Source organism: Nostoc piscinale CENA21, assembly GCF_001298445.1.
GTDB lineage: Bacteria > Cyanobacteriota > Cyanobacteriia > Cyanobacteriales > Nostocaceae > Nostoc_B > Nostoc_B piscinale_A.
This window is the reverse complement of the sequence record NZ_CP012036.1, coordinates 3,318,520-3,338,518: the sequence shown is the minus strand read 5'-3', so window position 1 is coordinate 3,338,518 and position 19,999 is coordinate 3,318,520. Positions and strand designations below refer to the sequence as shown.

The 19,999-nt window shown below is 37.9% G+C and carries 19 protein-coding genes and 1 tRNA gene; 16 read left to right on the top strand and 4 right to left on the bottom strand.

What is annotated here, in order from left to right; genetic code table 11:
• Positions 1–118 precede the first annotated feature (118 nt).
• From ACX27_RS14425 to ACX27_RS14410, 5 genes are all read left to right on the top strand, one after another.
• Positions 119–1,072 (top strand): asparaginase, encoded by a 954-nt coding sequence (locus ACX27_RS14425; protein ID WP_062293638.1) that lies wholly within the window; start codon positions 119–121, stop codon positions 1,070–1,072.
• A 46-nt stretch (positions 1,073–1,118) separates the two neighbouring features.
• Positions 1,119–1,195, top strand: a tRNA-Met gene (locus tag ACX27_RS14420).
• Positions 1,196–1,264: 69 nt separating this feature from the next.
• The gene (locus ACX27_RS33855; RefSeq protein ID WP_235526638.1) at positions 1,265–1,369 is read left to right on the top strand and encodes a group I intron-associated PD-(D/E)XK endonuclease; all 105 of its coding nucleotides are present in this window, start codon (positions 1,265–1,267) and stop codon (positions 1,367–1,369) included.
• A 182-nt stretch (positions 1,370–1,551) separates the two neighbouring features.
• Positions 1,552–1,665 carry a hypothetical protein gene (locus tag ACX27_RS35740; RefSeq protein WP_418006828.1) on the top strand — a complete coding sequence of 38 codons (114 nt, stop codon included), beginning with the start codon at positions 1,552–1,554 and terminating at the stop codon, positions 1,663–1,665.
• 60 nt (positions 1,666–1,725) lie between these two features.
• Positions 1,726–3,189, top strand: coding sequence for a YcjF family protein (locus ACX27_RS14410; protein WP_062293635.1), 1,464 nt, complete (start codon positions 1,726–1,728; stop codon positions 3,187–3,189).
• Between the two features lie 94 nt (positions 3,190–3,283).
• Here ACX27_RS14410 and ACX27_RS14405 read toward each other — a convergent pair whose 3' ends face one another.
• Positions 3,284–4,012 carry a hypothetical protein gene (locus ACX27_RS14405; protein ID WP_062293632.1) on the bottom strand — a complete coding sequence of 243 codons (729 nt, stop codon included), beginning with the start codon at positions 4,010–4,012 and terminating at the stop codon, positions 3,284–3,286.
• A 650-nt stretch (positions 4,013–4,662) separates the two neighbouring features.
• On the opposite strand from ACX27_RS14405, the gene ACX27_RS33850 reads away from it, so the two are divergent.
• The 5 genes from ACX27_RS33850 to surE all read left to right on the top strand — a co-directional run bounded on the left by ACX27_RS33850 (position 4,663) and on the right by surE (position 10,993).
• The gene (locus tag ACX27_RS33850; protein WP_235526637.1) at positions 4,663–6,321 is read left to right on the top strand and encodes a HAMP domain-containing hybrid sensor histidine kinase/response regulator; all 1,659 of its coding nucleotides are present in this window, start codon (positions 4,663–4,665) and stop codon (positions 6,319–6,321) included.
• Between the two features lie 16 nt (positions 6,322–6,337).
• Entirely contained in the window at positions 6,338–7,420 is a 1,083-nt protein-coding gene (locus ACX27_RS33845) for an ATP-binding protein (protein ID WP_235526636.1), read from the top strand.
• Positions 7,421–7,445: 25 nt separating this feature from the next.
• Positions 7,446–8,675, top strand: a complete 1,230-nt coding sequence (locus ACX27_RS14395) for a hybrid sensor histidine kinase/response regulator (RefSeq protein WP_062293630.1) — start codon at positions 7,446–7,448, stop codon at positions 8,673–8,675.
• Positions 8,676–9,005: 330 nt separating this feature from the next.
• Positions 9,006–10,304 (top strand): hybrid sensor histidine kinase/response regulator, encoded by a 1,299-nt coding sequence (locus ACX27_RS14390; protein WP_062293627.1) that lies wholly within the window; start codon positions 9,006–9,008, stop codon positions 10,302–10,304.
• 8 nt (positions 10,305–10,312) lie between these two features.
• Complete coding sequence (gene surE, locus ACX27_RS14385; protein WP_062293624.1) at positions 10,313–10,993, top strand: 5'/3'-nucleotidase SurE; 681 nt, start codon at positions 10,313–10,315, stop codon at positions 10,991–10,993.
• Positions 10,994–11,116: 123 nt separating this feature from the next.
• Here surE and ACX27_RS14380 read toward each other — a convergent pair whose 3' ends face one another.
• Complete coding sequence (locus ACX27_RS14380) at positions 11,117–11,437, bottom strand: hypothetical protein (protein WP_062293621.1); 321 nt, start codon at positions 11,435–11,437, stop codon at positions 11,117–11,119.
• Between the two features lie 454 nt (positions 11,438–11,891).
• On the opposite strand from ACX27_RS14380, the gene ACX27_RS14375 reads away from it, so the two are divergent.
• On the top strand, positions 11,892–12,566 hold the full coding sequence (locus tag ACX27_RS14375; protein ID WP_062293618.1) for a sugar transferase: 675 nt from the start codon (positions 11,892–11,894) through the stop codon (positions 12,564–12,566).
• 5 nt (positions 12,567–12,571) lie between these two features.
• Here the strand turns inward: ACX27_RS14375 and ACX27_RS14370 are convergent, their stop codons facing one another.
• Positions 12,572–13,324, bottom strand: coding sequence for a HupE/UreJ family protein (locus ACX27_RS14370; RefSeq protein WP_062293614.1), 753 nt, complete (start codon positions 13,322–13,324; stop codon positions 12,572–12,574).
• 387 nt (positions 13,325–13,711) lie between these two features.
• Here ACX27_RS14370 and ACX27_RS14365 point away from each other — a divergent pair, with 387 nt between their 5' ends.
• Together ACX27_RS14365 and ACX27_RS14360 are read left to right on the top strand one after the other, a co-directional pair.
• Positions 13,712–14,371 carry a tetratricopeptide repeat protein gene (locus ACX27_RS14365; RefSeq protein ID WP_062293611.1) on the top strand — a complete coding sequence of 220 codons (660 nt, stop codon included), beginning with the start codon at positions 13,712–13,714 and terminating at the stop codon, positions 14,369–14,371.
• 175 nt (positions 14,372–14,546) lie between these two features.
• Positions 14,547–15,659, top strand: a complete 1,113-nt coding sequence (locus ACX27_RS14360) for a M48 family metallopeptidase (protein ID WP_062293608.1) — start codon at positions 14,547–14,549, stop codon at positions 15,657–15,659.
• Between the two features lie 92 nt (positions 15,660–15,751).
• Here the strand turns inward: ACX27_RS14360 and ACX27_RS14355 are convergent, their stop codons facing one another.
• A complete protein-coding gene (locus tag ACX27_RS14355; RefSeq protein WP_144427459.1) occupies positions 15,752–17,140 on the bottom strand; it encodes a hypothetical protein in 1,389 nt (462 codons plus the stop codon).
• 138 nt (positions 17,141–17,278) lie between these two features.
• On the opposite strand from ACX27_RS14355, the gene ACX27_RS14350 reads away from it, so the two are divergent.
• The 3 genes from ACX27_RS14350 (at position 17,279) to ACX27_RS14340 (ending at position 19,893) form a co-directional block, all read left to right on the top strand.
• Complete coding sequence (locus ACX27_RS14350) at positions 17,279–18,466, top strand: sigma-70 family RNA polymerase sigma factor (RefSeq protein WP_062293602.1); 1,188 nt, start codon at positions 17,279–17,281, stop codon at positions 18,464–18,466.
• An 85-nt stretch (positions 18,467–18,551) separates the two neighbouring features.
• Positions 18,552–18,713 carry a hypothetical protein gene (locus ACX27_RS32395; RefSeq protein WP_158507382.1) on the top strand — a complete coding sequence of 54 codons (162 nt, stop codon included), beginning with the start codon at positions 18,552–18,554 and terminating at the stop codon, positions 18,711–18,713.
• Between the two features lie 7 nt (positions 18,714–18,720).
• Positions 18,721–19,893, top strand: coding sequence for a DUF1822 family protein (locus tag ACX27_RS14340; protein WP_062293597.1), 1,173 nt, complete (start codon positions 18,721–18,723; stop codon positions 19,891–19,893).
• The last annotated feature ends 106 nt before the right edge of the window (positions 19,894–19,999 follow it).

Below are 19,999 nucleotides of genomic sequence, written 5' to 3'. Positions count from 1 at the left end.
GGCGATGCCCACTTGCTCACTGGCGTTCAAAAGTCCATAGTCATAAAGTCTCAAATTAGCCTTTTGACCATTGATGATTGACCATTGACAAATATAATAAAGAGATAAATTTTAACCCATGACAATGGGAAAACGAACTCAAGCCACAGTACTGGAAGTCCGGTTACTCAGGGAAGGCATCATAGAATCACGCCATGTAGTCCAAGCTGTTGTATGCGATGACAGAGGCAGGGTTTTATCTGTTGCTGGTAACGCGGAAACGGCAACATTTGTCCGTTCCGCGCTTAAACCTTTTCAAGCATTAGCTGTCACCACAACCGGTACCCTAGAACGCTACGATCTGAGCGATCGCGATTTAGCAATTATTGCCAGTTCCCATAAAGGCACAATAGAGCAAGTCAGACAGGTATTTAACATCCTTTGGCGTGCTGATGTTGATCCAACTGCTCTTCAATGCCCGATTCCAGAAGGTAAACGCAGTCCCCTAGAATACAATTGCTCTGGTAAGCACGCCGGGATGTTAGCTGTTTGCCAGCAACGCCATTGGCCTGTAAATAACTATTTAGACCGCAAGCACCCCATACAGCAGTTAATTTTGACGAAAATCGCCGAGTTACTGCGAATGCCTGCGGAGGAATTTATCAGCGCCCATGATGACTGTGGCGCACCAACTTACCTTATGCAACTCGGACAAATGGCATCTTTATATGCGCTTCTGGCCGCAAGTAACAATTTGGATATGGAGCGCATTGTCCGGGCGATGATTCATCACCCGGCCTTGGTTGCTGGCGATGGCGAATTTGATACAGAACTGATGCGTTTAGCACCAGGAGAAGTAGTCAGTAAAGCTGGTGCAGAAGGCGTACAGTGTATTGGCAGACTTGGCGAAGGTATGGGACTCGCAATTAAAGTAATGGATGGGGCAAAACGCGCCAAATATGCTGTCGCTATTCACTTATTGCAACAAATGGGTTGGATCAGCCCCAGCGCCGCAGAAACCCTCGCAGAAAGGTTTATGACCTTCGGCAAATACAGGCGATTAGAAGTTGTGGGAGAATTATCGCTGTTATAGTTGTCAAACTCTGGACTTTGCGTTAAACTAGAAAAGTCAAGAGCGACGCGGGATAGAGCAGCCTGGTAGCTCGTCGGGCTCATAACCCGAAGGTCAGTGGTTCAAATCCACTTCCCGCCACCAAATTAAAAATAAAATAAAACTCTGTGGTCTGAAAGCTACAGAGTTTTATTTTATTTCAGGTGTTTGTTGATGGACATAAAGCTCAAAGGTGATATAGCAGAGCAAGCAGATGTGATTCATGCTCTCAAGCGTGGTTGGGGAGTGTTAAGACCAGTTGGCGATCGCTTACCTTAAGATTTAGTATTTGATGTAGGGAAAACTCAAGTAAGTTGAAGTGCAGAATTTAAGTCTTAAAGTTAGGTATGGAGGCTTTATATTATTCATCATACTGAATGCTGAATTCTGATTCCTAAATTCTGCTGTATTATGTCTTCACTTTAGATGTATTCATAGGATATGGTAGCGAAATCCACCTTGTGGAAGCAGAAAAAAGACAGCGTAAACCTCGTTCTGCGCCATACCTTAATGCTTGGAATTTAATTTTACAAGCAACCGTAAGTAAAGAAAATTGTGTACATTCGCTTGTCTGATTCGCAAAGCAAGGTTTTGATCTATTCTGAAATAAAACCTTCCAAAAAGCGCGGAGAATCATGGTTGTGAAGTTAGAGCGACCTATTTTAGTGGGAGGATTAGGACTTTCCTTTTCCCTGTGGATACTACAAAGCTGGCAGGATTCCATCGTACAGGTAGGTGAATTTGGTTTATTGAGTACCCTAGCAGTTGGTGGTGGCTTGTGGTTATGGCAGCAAAATCGCCCAAAAGCAAGTTTAGAATCACTAGATTGTACACCTGTAGATCGGGCAACAGCCGAAAGTGCGATCGCCGAAGCTGAAGCAGTCATTAACCAACTCGCACAAGAAGCAGAAAACCACACCTCTCTAAATACACTGCGAGAAAAATTAACTTACCTGTCGTTGGAGTTAGACAGACAAGAAATTAAAGTGGCTGTAACTGGCGGTAAAGCCGTAGGTAAAAGCAGTTTAATTCAGGTGCTGAATTCTAGTGGTTGGCAAGAAAAACAGCCAAAATTGCATTTGCAAGAAACAGCACCTTTATTTCAGGAAACAACTGACAAGCCAGACGCAGCAATTTTAGCAGAAGTGGCCAAATCTGATGTTGTGTTGTTTCTCATCAACGGTGACTTAACGGAAACAGAACACCAAACCTTACAAAAATTCAAAGCAGCAAATCAATCTACAATTCTGGTGTTTAACAAACAAGACCAGTATTTAGCTGATGAACGTGCTAGTTTGTTGCTGGCGTTACAACAAAGAATTCCCGGTAATGTGGTAGCAACTGCGGTATCTCCAGTTCCTATCAAAGTGCGGAAACATGAAGCTGATGGTTCTGTACAAGAATGGATGGAACAACCAGCACCAGATATTACCCAACTCACGCAGCAATTAAACGCAGTTTCAGCACAGCAAGGTCAAAAGTTAGTCTGGACAACGACTATGAGAAAAGCTGTGGCGCTGAAAGCTGAGGCAAAAAATTGGTTGAATCAAATTAGGTGCGATCGCGCTACCCCCATTATTGAACAATATCAATGGATAGCTGCGGCTACAGCCTTTGCTAACCCAGTACCCGCCTTAGATATACTGGCAACTGCGGCCATAAATGCCCAAATGGTCGTTGATTTAGGTAATATCTATCAGCAGAAATTATCTCTAGAACAGGCAAAAACTGTAGCTGGGACGATGGGAAGTTTGATGCTGAAGTTGGGTTTAGTAGAAATTTCGACAAAAGCTGTGAGTACCGTCCTTAAGAGTAACGCCATCACTTTTGTTGCTGGTGGTCTAGTGCAAGGTGTCAGTGCTGCTTATCTCACCAGAATTGCAGGATTGAGTCTAGTAGCGTATTTTGAGCAGCAGGAAATCGCATTAAACTCAGGAAATGCTTTAAATCTCGACACATTGCGCCAAACATTACAAAAGGTATTTCAGCAAAATCAGCAGATGGCTTTTCTGCAAGGTTTTGTTAACCAAGGTGTGAAGCGTTTATTGCCACAAACACAGCAGGTTGTACTCGCTGGTGTTGATCAGGTTATTAGTTAATTGGAACATTGATCAAAAAGGAGATAGTTAGATCATAGCTATCTCTTTTTTATGGAAAGAATTGAACTTTTGACTAAACTCAAAGTTTCCTACACTAGTTAACTGATTCCACCATAATTTTAGTTTGCTGTATTGACATTTGTTGTTTGGCAAAGTCCAAAAAAGAAATCATTGCTTCTGTATAAGCTGTAAAGATTGCCTCTACTGCAAGTAGGGCTTGCTGTCTTTGCTGATCATTCAGTTCTATTTGTTGAAAGAAACTCACAATGTTTGGGGTATTGATATGGTGATGTTCTTCTTCGTGTAAATGACACATCCCAAAATAACGATACTCCTTACCTGTGATTGCCTTTAATTCCAAAGCTACTGGCTGTGAGACATTAAAAAACACATTGGCTGTGGCTTCAGCAACTTGCATTGCTGCAAATTTAACAACAGGATCTGCCTGGAAACTATGATGATGTAGTTGATAACAGACATTGCGTGATTTCAAAGTAGCATCACCAAAGCTAAATAACATTGCATCAGTTAATTTAGAACAATGATGCAGATCAAGCTTTTCTAAATCTTCTAACAACCATTGCCAATGAAAATGTTCTTCGTATGTATGTCGGTTTAGTAAGGCTTGAACCTTGTTAGTCGTTGGTTCTTCGCGGAAAACATAGTTACATAATTCACCAAAACCCATAGCCAAAGGCACAATTAGTGGCGCAAAACAAAGCCTATCTTTGGGGTGTATGCTTTGATTTTGCATAAAAGAGAATAAAGGCAAATTAGCAAATTCTTGTTTTTTAGTTTCGATTAATGCCAAAACTTGCTGCATACTTTTGGTTACTGGTTCTGATTATAAAATGGCAATTTAACTGAATTCCAGTGAATATGGAGTCAAAAAATAGGACAAGACAGAACGAACTTTTGTACATATACCTTGCATAAAAACAAATAGGTATATAGCTAACAAAAGTTATTTTCTTAGATTTAGCATGTCTTTTCGGCTATTTTCATTACTCAAAAGATTGGTGACATTTGCAATGATTGGTCTTTTATTATGTTGATATTATCCGTTTATCAACATCTGGAAAATTGAACTCAATGACTACTTTTACGAGGTGATTAAATAAAGTAAAAGAAATATTTATCGATAACTTTGAGATTGCTTCAGTTGGTTGGTATCGGTATTCTAAACTTTTTAAAAGAAAAAAGATACACCATTTGACCTAATTAAAATAAAATCATTCTCCAGATATATATTTGATTTATCCAAAATTAATTTCATTATAATTACGGTTGTCGAACCCTGTATTTTAAGATAATTAAACATAAAAAGTTATTTATTAGTAAATTCATCAGTTGTCTGTAGAAAATTTCTTAAGTATTAGTCAGTAGATAGTAATAACTGATGATACTGAGACTGGGAGAATGGGCAACCTAATTATAGGTATGTAGTTGAAAATTCTCACTATTCAGAAGATTATGAAGCATTTTGGTATTCTGCGTTCATCTAAGTTGCCTTTGCGACTGATTTTGGTTGTACCCTTTGTACTGCAAATTTTTGCCGCAGTTAGTTTAGTAGGTTATTTATCATTTAAAAACGGTCAAAAAGCCGTTAATAACCTTGCAGATCAGCTAACTACCAAAGTGAATGGACTTGTAGAACAGCATCTAAATACATACCTAGCCACTCCACATCAGGTTAATCGAATTAATTTAGCAGCCATCAACCTAGGAATATTGAATCTCCAAGACTATCAGGTGGCAAGTCGCTATTTCTGGAAACAAATGCGAGTGTTTAACATTGGCTATATTAGCTTTGCTAATCCTAAAGGTGAATTTATCGGGGTTGAACGTTTAGATAATGGTGAACTTTTAATTAATGAAGTCTCTGAGAAAAATAGCCTAGGTAAACTTTATGTTTATACCACAGATAATCAAGGAAATCGTGATCAATTAACAGCGATCAAAGATTATGATCCGCGTGTAGAAGCTTGGTATGCTGACGCAGTCAAAATAGGTAGACCAGTGTGGAGTCAAATTTATCAATGGGAAGATAAACCAGAAATTTTTTCTATATCTTCTAGTTATCCGCTATATGATGACTCTAAGAATATTGTATGTATACTGAGTGTAGATTTATTGCTCACGCAAATTAGCAATTTTTTACAAGATTTAAAATTTGGTAAACAAGGAAAAGTCTTCCTTTTAGAAAGGTCTGGACTAATTGTTGGTTCTTCGACTAATGAAGCACCATATAATGTAATTGATGGTAAAGCACATAGACTATCAGTATTTAATAGTAATAATCATTTAATCAAAGGTATTGCTGATTATTTACAGCAAAAGTTTGGTAGTTTTCAACAAATTCATAATACGCAACAGTTTACATTAAAACTTCAAGGTGAACGGCAGTTTGTGAAGGTCACACCTTGGCAAGATAAATTAGGATTAGATTGGCTAGTAGTTGTGATTGTGCCAGAAACTGACTTTATGGCAGAAATAGACGCTAACAATAATACGACTATTTTGCTTTGTGTAGGCGCATTGGTTGTTGCTACAGTTTTGGGAATATATACGGCTCGTTGGATTACCCAACCTATTTTAGATTTAACACAAGCTAGTAGTGCGATCGCCTCTGGAAATCTTGACCAAACAGTTAAATTTTCTGGTGTAAAAGAAATCAGTATTCTAGCTCAATCATTTAATAAAATGGCAGGACAATTAAATGATTTTTTCACAGCTTTAGAAAACACCAATCAAGAGCTAGAAGAACGTGTTGAACTAAGAACCAAAGAATTAAAAACCGCCAAAGAAGCTGCTGATACTGCCAACCAAGCAAAAAGCGAATTTATTGCCAATATAAGTCATGAACTTCGCACACCTTTGAATGGGATTCTTGGCTATGCACAAATTCTCCAACGAGATAGCACAGCCAGCCCTACACAACAAAATGCCATTCAAACTATTTATCACTGTGGCTCTCATTTATTAATGTTAATCAATGATATTTTAGATATTGCCAAAATTGAATCGAAAAAACTAGAATTATACCCTCATACATTTAAGTTCCATGATTTTCTATTAGGTGTATATGATATCTGCCGAATTAAAGCAGAGCAAAAAAAACCTCCCTTTTAGCTATCACATCAGTGATTTGATTCCAAGCGTTATTAATGCAGATGAAAAAAGATTACGCCAAGTATTGCTGAACCTGTTAGGAAATGCCATCAAATTTACAGAGAATGGTGCAGTGAAGTTCAGTGTAGAAGTAATTGAAATTGATGTATTGACTACAGATTATCCATGTAGCACGATCAGATTTCAAGTTGAAGATACTGGAGTTGGCATATCCTTAGAAGAATTACAGAAAATTTTCCTACCTTTTGAACAGGTAGGAGATAGTTATCAAAAGGTAGAAGGAACAGGCTTAGGTCTGGCTATTAGCTGTCAAATTGTAGAAATGATGGGGAGCCAAATTCAAGTAGAAAGCCACTATGGTCAAGGGAGCAAATTTTGGTTTGATCTAGATTTACCAAAAGTTAAAGATTGTGTATCATCTGCGGTTCCACATCTTGACAAAGGTAGCAATCACATCATTAGATACAAAGGAAATCAAAAAACAATTTTGGTGGTAGATGATGTTGCCGATAATCGGGCTGTGATTGTAAATTTACTCAAACCCCTGGGATTTTGTGTAATTGAAGCTCTGAATGGTAAGGAAGGTATTACTCAAGCACAAGAGTATCAACCAGATTTAATTATTACTGACTTAGAAATGCCCATAATGGATGGGGTACACATGACACAAAATCTACGTAGTCAACCAGAGTTTGCAGAAATAGTGATTATTGCGTCTTCTGCGAGTGTATTTACCTTAAACCGCATCCAAAGTTTAGAAGCAGGCTGTAATGATTTTCTACCTAAGCCTGTACAAGCTGAGGAACTATTTGCTCAACTGAAATTATATTTAAATTTAGATTGGATTTATGCAAATAGCCAGCCATCTATTGAGATTACTGACAATGTGAATGAGGAAATAATTTTTCCGCCTGCAACCGAACTAATGAATTTATATCAAGCTGCTAAAGCTGGTTATGTGATGGGAATTCAAGAAGAGATAAATCGGATTCAAAACTTAGATCATAAATATGCAATTTTTACTAATAAAATTTCAAAATTAGTTGAAGATTTTGAAGATGAAGCTATTGTAGAAATGCTAAAAATTTACTTAAATTAATAAACATTTGTTTAATAAATATTCGATGAATAATATACCTAATAATTCGATTCTCGTTGTTGATGATGTTCCAATTAATATCAAAATTTTATTGGAAATATTAACTCAAGCTGGTTACAGAGTTTCTGTGGCTAAAAATGGTAAAAGTGCCTTAGAAAAAGTAGAGGAGGCAATACCAAATTTAATTTTATTAGATGTGATGATGCCGGGCATGGATGGGTTTGAAACTTGTCGGATTTTAAAAACAAACCCAAAAACGAAAGATATTCCGATTATATTTATGACTGCACTATCAGAGCCAGTTAATAAAATCAAGGGATTACAATTGGGCGCAGTAGATTATATTACTAAACCAATTGAACATGAAGAAGTATTGGCGAGAATTAATGTTCATTTAGAACTGCGGCGAACGCAGTTAAGGTTAGCGCAGGAAGAAAAAATGTCTGCTTTGGGACAATTAGTAGCTGGGATTGCTCATGAGATTAATAATCCAGTTAATTTTATTTGTGGTAATTTAATTCACGCTGAAAGATATATTGATGATTTATTGAAATTACTAGAATTGTATGAAAAGAATTTAGCAAGTGCGACTCCAGAAATTCAAACTTTCTCGAAGAAAATAGAGATAGATTTTCTCAAGCAAGACTTACCGCAACTTTTATCTTCGATGAAGAAGGGGTCGGAACGTGTGGAACAAATTGTGCGATCGCTCCGTTTATTTTCTCGATTAGATGACACAGAATATCAGGCATTTGACTTGCATGAAGGTATTGATAGCACTTTGGTAATTTTAAGCAGTCGGATGAAAGGCACAGCCACACGTCCGGCGATTGAGGTTGTGAAGAAATATGGTAATTTACCTTTAGTAGAATGCTATGCAGGCAAAATTAACCAAGTTTTGATGAATCTGTTAGCAAATGCCATTGATGCTATTGATGAGTTGATAGAAAAGCAAGAGTCAAATGCAAGTGAGCAAACTCCAACTATTTGGATCAGCACAAAAGTTACCAGTGATCAAAAATCTGTGTTGATTGAAATTGCTGATAATGGTATTGGGATGTCTGTGGATGTAAGGCAGAGAATGTTTGAGCATTTTTTTACCACCAAACCCCTAGGTAAAGGTACTGGTTTAGGGTTAGCGATCGCGCAGGAAATCATTGTGGAAAAACACGGAGGCGCTTTAGAAGTGGATGCTTCACCAGGAGCAGGCGCTAAATTTGTGATCACCATTCCCATTTACCAAGGAAGTTTCTGAAGTTCATTGGGTTGGAAAAGAAATAATATAGTCAGAATTCAGAATCGAGAAGTCAGCATTGATTGTTATAAATCCTGATTCTTCTATTGCTGTTGTAAATTTGCCATAAAGCACAGAGTTGGTGAAGAAAATTTTCACAGCAATAGTAACTGCTGCTGCTGCTTTGGGAAAAATAACTAACAGTGGATAGTAGTTACAGGCTTTCTCTCTATCTTAATTTTTCCTACGTATATTTAACCAAATATTTGCTAACCGTTCTAGAGTTTTTATACTTGCGACTGCTATCAACTTGCTGATTCCGATTTTAATATCTCAACCCAAAACATCCCAATGCTGAATTTACAAGAAAATAGTTTAATTTTAATCGTAGATGATACTATCACAAATCTAGAAATTATTTCTGACGCATTGACTAATGCGGGATTTAGTGTAACTACAGCGAGAAATGGCGAAAAAGCACTTCAGCAAATTCAAGATAAGTTACCAGATTTAATTTTACTAGATGTAATGATGCCTGGAATCGATGGATTGGAAACTTGTCGAAAATTAAAAACAGACCCCTTAACTCAAGATATCCCAGTAATTTTTATGACGGGAATTTCAGATACAGAAACTAAAGTCAAGGGTTTAAGCTTAGGAGCAGTTGATTATATTACTAAACCTTGTCAAAAAGAAGAAGTATTAGCGAGAATTAAAACCCACTTACAGCTGCGTTATTTAACTAAAACTTTAGAACAAAGAGTCGCAGAAAGAACCTCCGAACTATCCCAAGCTTTAAAAGATTTACAAGCATATCAACTGCAATTAATTCAGAAAGAAAAAATGTCGGCTTTAGGTCAGTTAGTAGCAGGTATTGCTCACGAAATTAATAATCCTGTGAGTTGTATTCATGGCAATCTGGCTCATGCTACGAATTATTTCAATAATTTGATGAATATAATTGACCTTTATCAGCAAAACTATCCTGAACCTGTAGCTGCTATTCAAGCCGAAATTGCGGAAACAGACTTAGACTATATGCGCTCTGACCTACCTAATTTAATTACTTCGATGAAAGAGGGAGTTCAGCGCATTCGCAACATCAGTACTAGTCTGCGGAATTTTTCTCGCTCTGATCAAGACCGGAAAGTTTTCTGTAATATTCATAATGGTATTGACAGTACAATTATGATTCTCAAACACCGCTTGAAAGCTTCCAAAATCCGCCCAGAAATTGAAGTTATTAAACATTATGGCAGTTTACCTTCTGTGACCTGTTTTAGCGGTCAGTTGAATCAGGTATTTATGAACATTTTAACTAATGCCATTGATGCTTTAGAAGAGTCGAATATAGGGCGGAGCTATAGTGAAATTGAGCAGCATCCGAATCGAATTTGGATTACAACTTCTCTGAGTGAAAATAAACAGAATGTTTTGATTCGGATTAAAGATAATGGCGTGGGGATGTCTGCTGAGATCCAGCAAAAAATATTTGAGCATTTATTTACGACTAAAGCAGTTGGGCAAGGTACAGGTTTAGGGTTATCAATTGCCCATCAAATTATTGTCGAAAAGCATCAAGGTAAATTGGATGTATATTCTGTACCAGAGAAGGGTTCAGAATTTACGATTACTATTCCAATTCATTAGGCTGATAAATGACGATAATCTTGACTAACGACGATGGTATTGATGCGCCTGGAATCAAAGCGTTGCTGCGGGCTGTGAACAGTGAAAATGTGATTGTTGCTGCGCCTAAAGATCATCAATCAGGTTGTGGACATCAAGTTACTACAACCCGTTCTATAAATATTCAACAGCGTTCCGAGCAGGAATATGCGATCGCCGGCACTCCGGCTGATTGTGTGAGAATAGCAATATCGCAAATTTGTCCAGATACCAAGCTGGTCTTATCTGGCATCAATGCGGGTGGAAATCTGGGTGTAGATGTTTATATTTCTGGGACTGTAGCTGCTGTGCGAGAAGCTGCTATGAATGGGATTCCGGGGATAGCTATTTCTCACTATCGCAAAGCCAAGCTAAATTTTGACTGGGAACTGGCGGCAAGATTAACATCTGAAGTGTTAGCTGATTTAATTCAACGACCTCTCGAATCTGGATGTTTTTGGAATGTGAATCTACCCCACTTACAGCCAGGAGAACTAGATCCCAAAATGGTATTTTGTCAACCCTGCAATAAAGCTTTGCCCATTAATTATCGTGTGAATGGCAATGAATTTTATTATGTAGGGGAATATGGGAAACGCGATCGCACTCCTGGTAGTGATGTGGATGTTTGCTTTTCTGGCAATATCGCCATTACTCAGTTAAGAGTATAGGCAAATCAGAAATTAAGACTGGCAAAAGCAGGAGGCTAGGGGAGTCAGAAAATTCATTTGTCTCAAAAACTGGGTGAATGTCATCAACCAATCCCAAATCCAAAATTATTCTGCCTTCTGCTATCAATATTTACTATTGACTCCTTCTCTATCTAATCTTTGTATCAAAGATGTTAACCTTTCTAAAGTCTGGGTGAGTTGGGAGAGTTTCTGCACAGTATAATCTTGAGACTGCACTAGGTTTTGCATGGTATCACACAAAGCAAAAATCTGATTGCCTTGTTGTTGTAACTGCCTGCCTTGCGCCTCGACTTGTAAACTCAGATGATCTAATCTTTCAGCAAGGCTTTCAATTGTTTCCGTAGTAGTAAGAACAGCTTCGCCAATCTGCTCGACAATCGATTCTAAGCGACTAACTTTAACTTCGACTCCACCTGAAATCATATTTTCATCATCCCATCATAAAATTATTAGTCCTGAACTTTAGCCTTAGTATCTTTTTTTACTTATGCCTTTATGGATAATCTCTGATATCTGCCCAGATATACAAGAGTGCCATCTGAAGTTAGTCTGAACAAATCTTTTGTAGGGATGTATTGTCCTTACTACTTAGTGATTTTTCATAGCTACTTCAGTTTAGCCAGAAATTTACATGAATCAATTAGTAGTTAATTTTGATATTTAGGCATTTTTTTTATACATCTTACTTATACTTAAGTACTCTTTAAAAGATATCTAAAAATTTTGTGTAAATTTTACAAAATTTCATCAATTTAGTCTTCTTGATGAAGATTAAGTAAATATACCTTAAAAAAGTCCTGTGTAGCAAAAGGTAAAGTTTATATTTTGGAGTAAATTTCCGTGAATTTCCCCTGGTTAATTACAATTGGCTAGACTAATGTACCAAACACAATTGCAAAGTCTTTGTCAAGTTCCTACTGACAGAGTTTGGAAATTAGATACACCCCACTCTTCCGTAGATTCTAAATTCAAACGTTGTTTAGATATTTTAGGGAGTTTAGTGGGTTTAATAATTTTGGGTATTGTGTTTATACCGATAGCGATCGCCATTAAACTCGATAGTCCAGGCCCAATTTTCTTTGCTCAGGAACGTTACGGACTGCAAGGACGACCTTTCAAACTCCGTAAATTCCGTTCAATGGTTAATGATGCCGAAAGACTCAAGTCTCTTGTTCACAATGAAGCTGATGGATTAATCTTTAAAAATCAGCATGACTTTCGAGTTACGAAAGTCGGGCGTTTTTTACGCAGTACCAGCTTAGATGAGTTGCCACAATTTTGGAATGTGCTGGTAGGTGAGATGAGTTTGGTGGGAACCCGTCCACCTACGGCTGATGAAGTAGCTAAGTATAATCAACGCCATTGGCAACGTTTGAATGTCAAACCGGGTTTGACTGGTGAATGGCAAGTTAATGGTCGTTCTCACGTCAAAGATTTTGAACAAATAGTTGATTTAGACTTACGTTACCAAGAAAAATGGCATCCATTATATGATTTGTTGTTGATTACCAAGACTTTCTACGTCATCTTTGGCAAAGTTGGGGCTTTTTAAATCAATTAGTTACTCCCAATAGTCAATGAAACAAAACCAAGAGCGCAGATAGCAAAGCCTAACAGACTAATTTTTCTGGACAGAATACTGGATAAATCTGCTTGACTCACCTGAGTAGCAATTTGGCTGACACTCTTTACCACTGCATACTGCGTCAAAGCTGCACCGACAATATACATAACTGAGGGCATTGTTCCTGCCCCAATAATTGATTCACTATTAAAATAACCTTGAAACAAACCTGCGATCGCCGTTAGTAACAGCAGCGTGAACAACTTAGGCTGTTTGGCTGTCACCAACACTATACCAAAAGCAACACTCACAATTGCGATCGCAACTTCTGACACTGGTAAATTGATTTGCCAGAGAGTAATTAGTGTGCCAAAAATATTGGCTGAAATCATCGCAATAGCTATCCAGCTACAACGCTGGGTTCCGGCGGCGAGTAAACCGATGGCTAAGATACTCACGAACTCAGCCAAGACTAATACTGGATCTGCCATTCCCCACAAAAATCCATCCCAGGAATTAGAGATGTCATGGGGATATGGTAATCCAGTCCATGAACTCAGCAAACTAATCATAGCTAAAGCTGCGATCGCACCAACATAACGTTGAAGTAATTTATCTTTGAACATAAGATATACCAAATTAGTTTTTCGGTATTTTATACTGCCCAACGCCCAAAACAAACTAACGCGATCGCTATCTAATTTTTGATTAATTTTTGTGCCTTTAACAGCACTTATAATTTTCATAAAATCATTACTATTTGTTACAGTAATATCTCAAAGTTTTATCCAAGATGAATCAAACTAGTTGTTTAAACATCAGACAACTGGTTTCATAAAATTATTACAATAGGACTATGATTTGATTTGGGAAAAAATACAGTAAATCCGAAAAATCCTCTTTCCCACTCTCTACCTGTACATATAACTTCAACAATCAAACCAGATTAGTATCTAAGACTCATCTACAAAGGTTGTCTGTTAAGAATGGCGTAAGAGTTTTTAACACCTACACCCTTTCATCCTTCCCCAAATCCTTGATTTTTTGTCTGCTTGCGTAATTCCTAGTGGTGCAAATGAATAAACCGTAAAATCACGCAGTAATTTTATTCAGATGAATTGAAGGCAAATTCTATGACTAGAGCATTTGCAGTTGCTCAAGCTGTGAAATTGAGCTTAATTTTGGGCGTGACAACTGGCAGTTGTTTACTAGGAAGCAACTTCAAGGTTTATGCTGAATCAGGAACCGCTACATATCGCCAACCACAAATTACAAATCTAAAGCTGGCGCAAAATTCCTCAGCCATCAGCCGCTTTCAAACCTTTGCAGAAGCCGATGAACTCTATCAAAAAGGACAACTCCAAGCAGCAGAAAATCTTTACCGCAAAGTAAAACCTGAGTTTGCAGCTAGTGATAGAAGACGTACTGCGATTTATGAAGTTGAACAGCTGCCGGGAGATGGTCAAGTATACTGGCGGAATGCCAATGAAGGTTTACAACAAAATTTAGACAGTAAGATTTTTCTACCTCTGCAACTATTACTCAGTAATTATCCAGAATTTATCAAAGGTCATTTACTGTTAGCTGAAGCTTGTCAGAATAAACCAGATGCTTGTAAAAATAGTGCCAAAGATGGACAGCCAAAAAATGCCCTAGAAGTTCTCGAAAGAGCCGTAGAATTATATCCTGATGAGCCAGAATTACTCAAAGCGAAAATTAAAGCTTTAGAAAAAGAAAAAAAAATTCTTAGAAGCTTCCATTGCAGCCAGACAATTTGCCACAATTTATGTTGATTATCCAGAAGCACCAGAGTTTGAACAACTTGCAGAAAAAAATCTCCAACGTCATCACGCCAAGCAGAATGATGATTTACGATTCCAAGGTATTTTTAGCGCAGTAGTAGGTGGTGTAAAAGCATTTAGAACAAAAGATTGGCAAGCGGGAGTTTCCAGTTTTGAAACAGTATCTATGCTTTTGCAAGGTGAATCTGCTTTTGGTAAGGAAGTTGCTGATAAATTAGTTAAACAATATCAACAAGAAGGTAAGTTATTAGAAGACCCCCAAGTTCTCAATTATGTGCGCGGAATTGGCGGTAGACTAGAACCTTTGATGGGGCGCAAGTTTGATTATGAATACTATATCATTCAAGACAGTTCAATTAATGCTTTTGCCTTACCTGGAGGTAAAGTTTTTGTAAATACAGGAGCAATTTTGGCTGCTAATTCGGAAGCAGAATTGGCAGGTTTATTAAGTCATGAACTTGCTCATGCTGTGCTGTCTCATGGTTTTCAACGTGTTGCCCAAGGTAAGTTTATTAGCAGCTTAAGTAATGTCATTCCTATGCCGGATATGTTACAAGAAATGGTGGGTAAAGAATATAGCCGAGAAAATGAACGCCAAGCAGATATTTTAGGTACGAGAGTGTTAACTAAGGCTGGCTATGCTGCGGATGGTTTGCGGAATTTAATGGCAACCTTAAATGCTAAATCTGGCAAAAAAGCAGAAACTTCTTGGCAATCTACTCACCCGGCTCCCGCAGAGCGAGTCACATATTTAGAAAATTTAATTCAAAGTAATAATTACAATCGTTATGCTTTTGAAGGAGTGAAAAAACACAAAGAAATTCAGGATTTAATTCAAGGGGTAACTCCGAGTATTGCGACGACAAGTCCTGGATCTCAGCCAGCTAAAAAACCCCCTAAAGGTAATATTAATACTGGAAGTAAACCGACACGCGGGATAGTAGCGATCGCAGCCGTTCAAACCAGAGATAATGTAGAAATTCGCATAGATGGTGGTAAAGTCGAAAGTAATCGAAACTTCACAATTAATTTTATTGTGGAAAATCGCAGCGATCGCCCCTTTGCTTTTGTGCCTTTATATGCTGAAGTAGTAACAGAAAGTGGCAAGAAATTGAAAACCAGATTTTCATCTGCTCAAGCACAGGTTCCAGCCCAGGGAACAATTAAAGGTGAAGTGCAAGTGTTAGGGCAAACTTGGAATAGTCAAGGTTCACAAAATCTAACTTTAGTAATTAAAGAAAGTACTGGTGGTGGGCGCATTTTCCGTATCCCATTCTAGAAAATCTTATCTAAATTAATGTTAAATAGTCCGCGCAGTTGGTCGTGCGGACTTTGTTTATGTAGCCCTAGATTTCAGGATGATGGGCTATTTTATTGTGGACAATAAAGTGTATATTTCCACTGAGTGGTTGATATATCTTTATTACCAACGACTTCTACCTTAACTCGTCCAGAATTACCTTTAAACTTCGCAGATACTTTATTACTACCTGAGACAAAATCTGTATCTATAAGAGTTTGCCCTTCATAGCTGACTTTTAATCTATCAGGAACATTATACATTTCATAACTGATATTAATTTGACCTTCATTAGCTGTGAGTTGAATTTCTCTGCTATCACCCTGTTGACCACCACTCACTTGTTCTTGGTCGCAGAGTTTTAAACCTCTGGCTTCAGCTTGATAAACTTGTAATTCAATGGATTCAATTTGATTATCAAAAGTTTCAATTTTATCTTCTTGATCTTCTCCATTATAGTTATATCTTTGTCCTGGTTTGAGTGTAACACCTTGGGGATTTTTAGCTGAGATTACACTGGCGATTCCCGCTATGACATCTACTTGAATTCCATTGGGTGTATTGCGGGTTTGAAACAAATTCTTCTCCGGAACTTTAGGAGCGATAATCACCTCATCTTGCTCAGAATTAATTACATGCAGCGCACAAAATTTGGCTTTTTGATTTTGAGATTCTTCCCAAAGTTTGGCTACTACATCTTTCATTGCAGAACCACTACTTTTTTCACTAAAAGATTGATTATTGGCACATTTGACAGTGGCAATTAAGTTCTCATTTCTGAGACTCCATTCATCTCTAGTAATCGCCGCACATTCTTTACCGCCACTTGTCTGACATTGTTGCATTGGTTCTTCACAAGGGTCACTGGCTGAAACCCCACTCCAGCCGCGACCATCTGCGGCAACAACACTACAATATTGCAATTTAGTACCAGAACTTTGGGCTATAAATAACTGTTTAGCAGGCTCAAAATTAGATGGACTTTTATCTATAAATTTCGTTTGAGTACGGACACCACGCTGTACACGCACGCCATACTCACAAGCACGGTTGCCACTACCTTGATTTGCCCATTCTATGAGTAAAGAATCTCCTTGTTTAGCTGTACAAGGTAAGTAATAAAGTGTTAATTGTTTATTTTTAGTACTGGCTTGGAGTTGTAATCCCATATCCTTTCCAGCCGCATTTTGAAAGCGTAATTGTGCAAAGGATTTACCATTACCTGGAAGAAATAAAGTATCATACACTTTTTGTAAAAAACTACCAACAACAGCAGGGCCATAGTTAGAACCACGACGAATTGACAGTTCATGATTGCCTAAAATTTGGTACAATTCTGCTTTTTCTGGGACATTGGCATAACTATTTGTTGTTGTTGTCACAGTATACAGAGGAATCATGAAAGTAGCGATCGCATACATCAATCTTCTGTGTTGTGGGTTTAACTTGCGGTTATTCATCGCTAACTCCAGAAAACTTCAACTATGGTCATATACTGGGGAAATTCTGAAAATATTCGTAGGTATTTCCCTCTGGTTCTTAAATATTATGTAAAGATAATTTGTAAATCATGAAAATAGAGTTAAACACGTCAATTCATGCACCCTCGTCAAGAAATTGTTGAGATTTTTTCGAGCTTTCTGCAATTTTCATCAGGCGGTTCAACAAAATGGGTCACGGATAGCAAGCTCTATCGCAATATGAGTAATTACCTCAATCAGTATCCTGCCGCAGAACGCTCCACCTCTGATTGGGCATTATACTGGCACGAGGTTTGGCAAAATCAGCCAAAAAGTCTGGCGAGGGGTCATTTGTATGCTTACTTACAAGAAGTTGGTTACAAAGCGGCGGCAAAAGTCAAACCGCGATTTACGTTGCCACAGTATACTTCAGCGGACTATTTTCAAATAGCGATCGCATATATTGATAAGGTATTCACAGGATTTGACCCCCAGCGACAGACTAATTTAGAAGCCTTTGCTTACCGGGTGTTCTGTAATCTCATTAAAGATGGACTACTCAAAGAAGGGCTAGAAGAAGCAAGTATTAGAAGCGATTGGTCGTTATTATTACACAGTAGTCAAAAATTGCTTCATAAAGCTTTAGTACAACGTGGGTTATCCGCTACAGAAATTGCGCCTTATATTTTTGCGTGGGAATGCTTCAAGGTGATTTATGCGCCCACAAAACCCAAAGGAAACCGCCAGCTTACCGCCCCTGATTTGATTGTATGGGAAGCGATCGCCCAACTTTACAATCAAGAACGAATTCAGCAACTACCACCATCAGATGCTAAAACTATCCAAAAATGCTTGGAAGCTTGTATCAGAGCTATTCGTGCTTATACGGCTCCACCCACTGCTTCTTTAGATGCGTCGGTATTTAACGAAGACAATACATTGCAAGATATCTTACCCAGTGGCGATGCTACTCCCTTGACAAAACTACTGGATGAGGAAGAAGCACAAATCCGTAAATCTCTTTGGGCAGAGATAAATTCCCTGTTAAGCAATAGCATCAATAATCTTGACGCACAAAAACAAGAGCTACTGAAAATGTACTACGGTGAAGAACTCACCCAAAAAGAAATATCTCTAAAGCTCGGAATATCTCAGCCAACTGTGGTGCGCCGACTCCAAAAATTTAAATCTGAATCACTCATCACTTTAGCGCAATGGTCGCAAACCACCCAGAATATTTCTCTGACTCCCAACGTAATCAATAACATGAATGGATTAATTGATGAATGGCTAGAGAAATACTACAGAAATCATAATGAAGGATAGCAGATTCATTATTATCAGTAATCTCCTACTCTGCGCTCTCTGCGTCTCTGTGGTTCGTAATATAAATTTCACAAGATATTGTTTTATGAGCGACCAACAAAAAGTAATTGAATTAATCAAACGTCTGCCACCAGATGTTTCAATTCACCACATAATTCAAGAGATTAAATTCCTCGCCGCTATTCATGAGGGAGTAGATGAAATTAGCAGTAGGAAAGAATATCAATTGACACAGTTCAACAGATAATCAAATCATGAACTATCTTAATTCTCTACCTATATCAACTATTGCCATCGAATCTTGTATAGAGATATCAGAAACTATACAGGATGCAGCTTGGCAGCAAAGTCAAAATTTTTCCACACTCAGCACTCGCCTACAAGCTTATTTAAATCGACTTTGCTTGTTAACTGTTTTACCTTGGCTAGAAGAAATATGGGGAATTATCGCCAAACCTGCACCAAATCTTGCTGTTTTGCATAGCTTTTGGGAAGTAGTAAATGGTACAGCGATTACTATTAATCAAACTCGGCTAATATTAATTCCGAGTTTAGCAATTGATATCAATGAAATTCGTGTCCCCCAAGAATGGGTGGATATTCCCAGTTGGGCTGGTGATTATTATTTAGCTGTGCAAGTTAATACTGAAGATGGTTTGGTAAAAGTTTGGGGATATACAACCCACTTACAACTCAAACAACAAACTAATTATAGTGCAGGCGATCGCACTTATGCTTTAGATTATGAAGACCTGATCCACGACTTAGATTTATTGTGGGTAACTCGTCAACTTTGTCCTGATATACCAACAAAAACTGAAGTGGAACCTCTACCTAATTTATCATTAGCGCAAGCAAATAATTTACTAGAAAGATTAGGCAATCCAGGTTTAATATTTCCTCGAATTGCAATTCCCTTTAGCTTATGGGGCGCATTGCTAGAACATGGCGGTTGGAGACAAAGATTATATGAATTACGCACAGGAATTCCCCAACAGTGGTCAATTATTCAATGGGTACAAACAGGAATTTCTGATTTAGCTCAACAACTGGGTTGGAACTATTTAGATTTAGAAACTAGTTTTGGTAGTAGAGGCATAGCTCAAACAAATGAGCCAGTAATTTTGACTCGCCATCTGATAATTGCTGGTCAAAATTACGAGCTACAAGTGCAATCTCCAGGTAATATTACATCAGGATTTTGGATTATAGAATTGCAGAGTTTATCATTACAAGGTTTAATTCCTAGCGGCTTTAAATTCCGTTTATTAACTGAAGATTTACAACCATTTCCCGATAATGAATGTGTTGCGGATACAGCGACAGAAAAGTTAGCAATTGAATTACAACTAGAAGCGGGTGAAGGTTTGGTATGGGAGATTGAACCAACGCCAGAAAACTATGAGCGAGAAATATTGAGATTTTAAAGTTCTATCAACTCTCAGCTTAACTCTGCGTTGAAAAATTAGTAAATCAAATTATAGATAGACAAAATTTTTAGAAGACGCATTTCGACTCCGCTCAATGCTCAAT

What these genes read in the sequence shown, in the direction of transcription:
- ACX27_RS14340 (WP_062293597.1), top strand. Translation starts at nt 18,721, where the DNA reads ATGAACTATCTTAATTCTCTACCTATATCAACTATTGCCATCGAATCT.
- ACX27_RS33850 (WP_235526637.1), top strand. Translation starts at nt 4,663, where the DNA reads ATGAAGCATTTTGGTATTCTGCGTTCATCTAAGTTGCCTTTGCGACTG.
- ACX27_RS14360 (WP_062293608.1), top strand. Translation starts at nt 14,547, where the DNA reads ATGCTTTTGCAAGGTGAATCTGCTTTTGGTAAGGAAGTTGCTGATAAA.
- ACX27_RS14365 (WP_062293611.1), top strand. Translation starts at nt 13,712, where the DNA reads ATGACTAGAGCATTTGCAGTTGCTCAAGCTGTGAAATTGAGCTTAATT.
- ACX27_RS14380 (WP_062293621.1), bottom strand. Translation starts at nt 11,437, where the DNA reads ATGATTTCAGGTGGAGTCGAAGTTAAAGTTAGTCGCTTAGAATCGATT.
- ACX27_RS14405 (WP_062293632.1), bottom strand. Translation starts at nt 4,012, where the DNA reads ATGCAGCAAGTTTTGGCATTAATCGAAACTAAAAAACAAGAATTTGCT.
- ACX27_RS14375 (WP_062293618.1), top strand. Translation starts at nt 11,892, where the DNA reads ATGTACCAAACACAATTGCAAAGTCTTTGTCAAGTTCCTACTGACAGA.
- ACX27_RS14350 (WP_062293602.1), top strand. Translation starts at nt 17,279, where the DNA reads ATGCACCCTCGTCAAGAAATTGTTGAGATTTTTTCGAGCTTTCTGCAA.
- ACX27_RS14355 (WP_144427459.1), bottom strand. Translation starts at nt 17,140, where the DNA reads ATGAATAACCGCAAGTTAAACCCACAACACAGAAGATTGATGTATGCG.
- ACX27_RS14370 (WP_062293614.1), bottom strand. Translation starts at nt 13,324, where the DNA reads ATGAAAATTATAAGTGCTGTTAAAGGCACAAAAATTAATCAAAAATTA.
- ACX27_RS14410 (WP_062293635.1), top strand. Translation starts at nt 1,726, where the DNA reads ATGGTTGTGAAGTTAGAGCGACCTATTTTAGTGGGAGGATTAGGACTT.
- ACX27_RS14425 (WP_062293638.1), top strand. Translation starts at nt 119, where the DNA reads ATGACAATGGGAAAACGAACTCAAGCCACAGTACTGGAAGTCCGGTTA.
- ACX27_RS14395 (WP_062293630.1), top strand. Translation starts at nt 7,446, where the DNA reads ATGAATAATATACCTAATAATTCGATTCTCGTTGTTGATGATGTTCCA.
- surE (WP_062293624.1), top strand. Translation starts at nt 10,313, where the DNA reads ATGACGATAATCTTGACTAACGACGATGGTATTGATGCGCCTGGAATC.
- ACX27_RS32395 (WP_158507382.1), top strand. Translation starts at nt 18,552, where the DNA reads ATGAGCGACCAACAAAAAGTAATTGAATTAATCAAACGTCTGCCACCA.
- ACX27_RS14390 (WP_062293627.1), top strand. Translation starts at nt 9,006, where the DNA reads ATGCTGAATTTACAAGAAAATAGTTTAATTTTAATCGTAGATGATACT.
- ACX27_RS33855 (WP_235526638.1), top strand. Translation starts at nt 1,265, where the DNA reads ATGGACATAAAGCTCAAAGGTGATATAGCAGAGCAAGCAGATGTGATT.